The following is a 5,545-nucleotide window of genomic DNA, read 5'->3' as shown; positions in this document are numbered from 1 at the left end:
ATATCCCGCCCCCCATGAGGCTGGGGATCTGGGGGCACATCACTGGCAAGCCCGCGCCTCAGAAAGCCAAAGGCTCGCTTCGGGCGGGCTGTCTTTTCCACTCGTACCGCGCCGGGGCGAGGCGCGGTTCTTCATGCAAAAGACGGCTGACCCGGTGGACCATGTTGGGGCATGGGCCGGGGTCAGCAGCAGCGCGCGCGATGATCGTTCGCTTCGACGGCGAGGGTAGGGCAATGGCCAGCTACCACCTCTCCGTGAAGACGATCAAACGCAGCGCCGGGCGCTCTGCCACGGCAGCCGCGGCCTACCGTGTCGGGGAGCGTATTGAGTGCCAGCGTGAAGGCCGTGTCCACGATTACACCCGCAAGCGGGGCATCGAGGAGACCTTCATTCTGACCCCGAAGGACGCCCCGGACTGGGCGACGGATCGGTCTCGTCTGTGGAACGAGGTCGAGGCCAGCGAGACCCGCCGCAACTCCGTCACTGCCCGCGAGTGGGAGCTGGCCTTGCCGTCCGAGATCAGCGCCGAGGACCGCTCACAGATCACCCGCGACTTCGCCCAGGAACTGGTCAGCCGCTACGGCGTGGCCGTCGATGTGGCGATCCATGCGCCGCACCGCGAGGGCGATCAGCGCAACCACCATGCCCATGTTTTGACCTCCACCCGCAAGCTGGAAGCCGAGGGCTTCACGGCCAAGACGCGCGTACTCGATTCCGCGAAGACCGGCGGCGTCGAGATCGAGCAGATGCGCGGCCTCTGGGCCGATCTACAGAACCGCGCGCTGGAGCGGGCAGGGGAGGTGGAGCGCGTCGATCACCGATCGCTCGAAGCGCAGCGCGAGGCGGCGCTGGAGCGGGGTGATCAACTCTCCGCCGAGGAGCTTGACCGCGACCCGGAGCTGAAGCTGGGGCCAGCGGCCAATTCCATGGAACGCAGGGCGAAGGCGATGGCCGAGCGCCAGGGACGGGAATACAAACCTGTCACCGAACGCGGAGCCGTGGTGCATGCCGCTCGCCAGGCCCGCGCCGCGTTCCGCGAAATGCGCGAACGCCTGGACATCGCGCGTGAGACTTATGGGGTCGAGCGCGAGGCCGGGCAGGGCCGTGTGTCTGCCGGTCTGGCAGCACTCAGGGCTGCGACCGCGAAAGATCGCGACCGCGAGCGAAACCCGGATGACTTCCGGGAGCGGCTGGCGCGTGTCGTGGGCCGGTCACGGGACCAGGACGACACGCCGAAGCCGGAAGGCCGCAATTATGCACGGGAGCGGCTGAAAGAAATCATGGAGAAAGACGCCGGTCGCGATGGCCAGTCGGCGGTTCACAAGCTTGATGGTCACAGCGAGTATGATCTGGGCGAGGACGCCGGGCGCGAGGCGCGCAAGCCATCCGTCAACGAGCGTCTGAAGGACGTGCTGAACAAGCCGCGCGAAAAGCTGGAGATCGAGGACGAGCGCGAACAGGAACGCGGTGACGACGAGAACGAAAACACGCGGGACAGGGATCGTGGCGAAGGCCACAGCCTGTAGCGCAGCTCGGTGAAACGACAGAGGAGACGGATCGGATGTATGAAGTATTCAACGTGGGCAAGACGATCTTGCTGGACGGCAAACCACTATCGCTTGTGACGCCCGCAGGTGTCGAAGGTTGGATCGAGAAGCGCATTCCGTACAGCTACCGCTATGACCAGGTGCGCGATCCGCTCGACGGCAAGATGAAGTATCGCTGTCTCTATGAGAAGGACGGGGCGGATGTGCCGTTTGTCCTGGTCAACGATCCGGACGATGGCGACGGGAGGGTGATCCTGTTCGATCAGAAGCCGGGATAGGCACTTTTGTCCTGTTTGCGCGGCTATGTCGGATTTACTAGTTACAGCGCAAAATCCCAGCCATCTGGCTGCAAGGATTGGTAGTACCCATAGGCCTGGGTCTTTTTCTGCAAGTTTTTGTGAGGCTTGATGACTGGCTTTAGTTTGGCAAACAAGGCTTCGAAGAAACCCCTTTCACCCTTGAAGGCCTCATCATCCGTCTTGAGTTCGATGTATCGGCGCAGAACAAATGCGGCCAGATCGGCCACAAGAATAGTCGATGCATGCTCTGACTTGATCGCAAAGGGCGTGTTGACGATTTGATCGAAGCGGCGTGTCTCCCAGCTCTTCGGACGCTTCTTGGCTTTCAGGAACGCGGCTTTGAAGGCTAAATCATCGAACCAAGGGTCAGGCTGGAAGATGAGCTCTGCCATGTTGGCATGCTCAACCTTGTTGTCATCTACAACGATCACGCAGTTACCCTTGTTTTTGGGATCGTCACAGTGTTCGCGTTGCACATGTGAAAGGACGAACATCGCGTTGGCGATCCAGTAGCTATGTGAAACATCAGGATAACCAAACGCCTTGTGATCGGTCGCCTTGAACTTTTCAAAGGACATTGCAGATGCGTAAACTTTTGAACTGGTGGCGATCTCGTCCACCACAGCGTGCATGAAAGCCTTACGATCTTCCCCGGAGATCTTATTCCACCCGCCAGCACCACGATGGAACCTTTGTGTCTTCAGATCTTGTGGTTTTCCAGGATGCTTCGCAAACACCTCGTCGATCATTTCCGAAAAAATGCGACTGTATTTGTTGAGACGGATGGCGTCGATTTCGACGGCAGCCAGAACGAAGATATCAGACTGGGCCTGATCACCGGTTTCATCTACATAAACAAATTTCATGGCTACTATGTACCTATTGCCGGTCGATGCCGCTTTCTTATTCCTCAAAGGCCGAGGTGGTTCGGTTTGACTGAAAAACTGTCTAGCCAGTCACGTGCGCGGCTGGCTAGACAATGTGCCAGTTCACTTTCCTGCGCGGAGGACTCCGATCCTACCCGGATACTGAGCCTTCTCGTTCTCGCGCCATTGAAAGCGCACTTCGACAGGTACGCTGTGCTTCTCCGCGAGGCGGTGGATTTCCTTCCAAGCATCCTGTGCGGACTGTCCTTGGATCGAGATGCCAAGTTCAGCTTGGTACTTGTAGCCTTCAGAGCCGTACTCATGCGGCTTTGAAGGAACCTGAAGTTCTTGGCTGAGTGCTTTCGCATCCATCCCACTTTTCTTCTTGGTTGCAGCAATTACCTTCAGCAGCACACCTGACCAGTTCGCCTTCGCAAGTGCTTGACCGCCAACTGAGGCGTCGAGCAACCGTGTGAACGAGAGGCCAGGTGCGGAACGAAACTCCATAACTCCATTGTCGGGAGTTCCGCTCACGGCTTCGTGCGCGACGACATCTTCCGATGCGCCATCGCGCTCGAGGCCGAGCTGCTCCATTTTCTCCCGAACAAGACGGTCGATGGTCAGGGAGGGTGTCTCCGTCCCTAACCATGTGGCCACAGACTTGAGGTCAACAAAAGTGGCGTCATTTACGCGTACAACGGGCATCATGGCTATCTCCTCAAATGATCATCTAGATTATATGTAACATGGAAAATATGATTTTCAAGATTTTATGTTACATATCTCTTGGAAAGGCCGTGGGATGTGTGATCCCGGCAGCGTGCCGGTTTCGCTTTGACCGATAGACAGGTTAGGGGATCGACGGGCTGACGCCCGCTCACCCCAACCCTGACAGTTTCCAAATCCTGTTGATCCGCCTGCCATCCCGGCAGGTCCGAGAAAACCGACAAGCGCCGCCGGTGGCGTCGGTTCCGGTCGAGAATCTCGGTTCCTCCCACGCGCGAGGCGCGCGGTTCCCTCCCAAATTCACGCCCTCCACCCGGTTGTCACGGCCCCGCCAGGCCGCAGGACGGGCTTTGCCCTTACCTGCTTTGCCCTTCGGAATGCATGGGCATTCCAAAGATCAGAACAGGAAGGCCCGCCCATCGGCGGAAAGGGGAAGGGACCCGGCCCGCGTCACGCGAAGGAGGGTCACAAATGACCAAAGAGAAGTTTGACGTTTACACCCATGTCACCAATCAGATCATCGCGCAGATCGAGGCGGGAACGCCGCCCTGGCGCAAGCCTTGGACTGGCGGCGGGGTAGGGGTCAGCCTGCCGGAACGGTTCAACGGCGAAGCTTATCGGGGCATCAACATCTTGATGCTTTGGGCGACCGCGATGGCCAAGGATTACAGCTCAGCCCGCTGGATGACGTTCAATCAGGCCAAGCAGCTTGGGGGCCATGTCCGCAAGGGCGAGAAATCCGCGACGGTCGTGAAATACGGCACCGTCGAGCGCGAGGACGAGAATGGCGAGGAGCGGCAAATCCCCTATGCGCGGGCCTACCGCGTGTTCAATGCTGACCAGATCGAAGACTTGCCCGCCGAGTTCTATATCCTGCCTGACCCGCCCCGTGATCTTGGCACCGTAGCCGACCCCGAACTGGAGGCGTTCTTTGCCGCAACCGGCGCGCAGATCGACGTGAGCGATGAGCCGCGCGCCTACTACAACATCACGACCGACCGCATCCACATGCCGCCGATTGGCACGTTTTATCGGGCGGCTGGATACTTTGGCACCTTGGCCCATGAGACAATCCACTGGACAGGCGCGACAAAGCGGCTGGACCGTTTGGGCCGGTTCAATGACCGCAAGGCTTACGCGTTCGAGGAACTGGTCGCTGAAATCGGAAACTGCATGCTTTGCGCGCAGATCGGTGTGGAGCCTGAATTCGATCAGAGCGCGGCCTATGTCGAAGGATGGCTTGAGGCGATGAAGGAAGACAGCCGCGCAATTTTCCGGGCCGCGTCGGAGGCGCAGAAGGCCGTGGATTACATCATGGACCGCACCGCGCAGGCCGACCGGATGGCCGCCGAGTAACAGTCCGCACCGCCGCAATGATCGAGGCCCCCGTCAGCAGACGGGGGCTTTTGCGTTCTGGCGTGATCCAAGTGATGGCGGTTTCAGGATGACCTGTCGGCGGGCAACCTGAAGGCTACCCGCCGACCGGCCCGGCGCTTCGCGCGGACGGGCATGGAATGCCCGACAACCATCGCTTTTAGCGAAAGACTGCGCAGCACTTGTGGAGCGAAAGGGGGAGCCAGAATTTATATCGTTGACATAGCCAAATTCTGGCTACTATAACAGGTGCAATGTTTGGCTAAGGAGTTTGGGCATGCATACAAGGCATATGGAAGACCGGATGCGCCAGCGTGGCATCTCTGAAGAAATGGTTGGGACTATCTTGGAGGTAGGGGAGTGGAACGCTCGGGGAGACCGTCTCGAACTGCCAAAGAGGGCTATCGAGCCTTTGCTTCGGCAGAAGCGTGATGAACTGAAAATGCTGGAGCGGCTCGCACGGCGGGGTGGTGCGTCGGTTGTTGTAGATGGTGACACCTTGATCACAGTTTATCCGAACACGAAGAGGGTGCGGTCATGAGTGATCAGAACGTAAGGTCCTTTTCCGTCAATCAGGGTTCGGTACTGGACGGAGAGTTCACGTTACGGGTTAAGCCAGAGATGTTTCCAGAAGCCTCGGATCAGAGTTCTTCTGGAAAGCCCAAGAGTGACCGCAAGTTCAATATCCGGATCAAGCAGCATGACGTCCTCTTGTTCGATGCACTGGCCGAAC

The 5,545-nt window shown here is 58.8% G+C and carries 7 protein-coding genes; 5 read left to right on the top strand and 2 right to left on the bottom strand.

Annotation, left to right across the window (positions count from 1 at the left end; genetic code table 11):
• The 3 genes from AC2FNB_RS20320 to AC2FNB_RS20310 form a co-directional block, all read left to right on the top strand.
• Nucleotides 1-229, top strand: a 229-nt coding sequence (locus AC2FNB_RS20320) for a hypothetical protein (RefSeq protein ID WP_496748591.1), incomplete at its 5' end; no start/stop codon positions are given.
• 4 nt (nucleotides 230-233) lie between these two features.
• Nucleotides 234-1,526 carry a MobQ family relaxase gene (gene mobQ / locus AC2FNB_RS20315; RefSeq protein WP_496748590.1) on the top strand — a complete coding sequence of 431 codons (1,293 nt, stop codon included), beginning with the start codon at nucleotides 234-236 and terminating at the stop codon, nucleotides 1,524-1,526.
• Nucleotides 1,527-1,561: 35 nt separating this feature from the next.
• Nucleotides 1,562-1,825, top strand: a complete 264-nt coding sequence (locus AC2FNB_RS20310) for a hypothetical protein (RefSeq protein WP_496748589.1) — start codon at nucleotides 1,562-1,564, stop codon at nucleotides 1,823-1,825.
• 41 nt (nucleotides 1,826-1,866) lie between these two features.
• Here AC2FNB_RS20310 and AC2FNB_RS20305 read toward each other — a convergent pair whose 3' ends face one another.
• Both AC2FNB_RS20305 and AC2FNB_RS20300 read right to left on the bottom strand, forming a co-directional pair.
• On the bottom strand, nucleotides 1,867-2,712 hold the full coding sequence (locus AC2FNB_RS20305; protein WP_496748588.1) for a DUF3800 domain-containing protein: 846 nt from the start codon (nucleotides 2,710-2,712) through the stop codon (nucleotides 1,867-1,869).
• Between the two features lie 123 nt (nucleotides 2,713-2,835).
• Nucleotides 2,836-3,420: a T4SS efffector SepA family protein gene (locus AC2FNB_RS20300; protein WP_496748587.1), complete on the bottom strand. Its 585-nt coding sequence runs from the start codon at nucleotides 3,418-3,420 to the stop codon at nucleotides 2,836-2,838.
• 489 nt (nucleotides 3,421-3,909) lie between these two features.
• Here AC2FNB_RS20300 and AC2FNB_RS20295 point away from each other — a divergent pair, with 489 nt between their 5' ends.
• Both AC2FNB_RS20295 and AC2FNB_RS20290 read left to right on the top strand, forming a co-directional pair.
• Nucleotides 3,910-4,794, top strand: coding sequence for an ArdC family protein (locus AC2FNB_RS20295; protein ID WP_496748586.1), 885 nt, complete (start codon nucleotides 3,910-3,912; stop codon nucleotides 4,792-4,794).
• A 555-nt stretch (nucleotides 4,795-5,349) separates the two neighbouring features.
• Nucleotides 5,350-5,545, top strand: a 196-nt coding sequence (locus tag AC2FNB_RS20290; RefSeq protein WP_496748585.1) for a hypothetical protein, incomplete at its 3' end; no start/stop codon positions are given.

It is taken from the genome of Ruegeria sp. BHSB058, from assembly GCF_059613285.1.
Note: the sequence above shows the minus strand (reverse complement) of the source record. Positions and strands in the feature narration are given on the sequence as shown.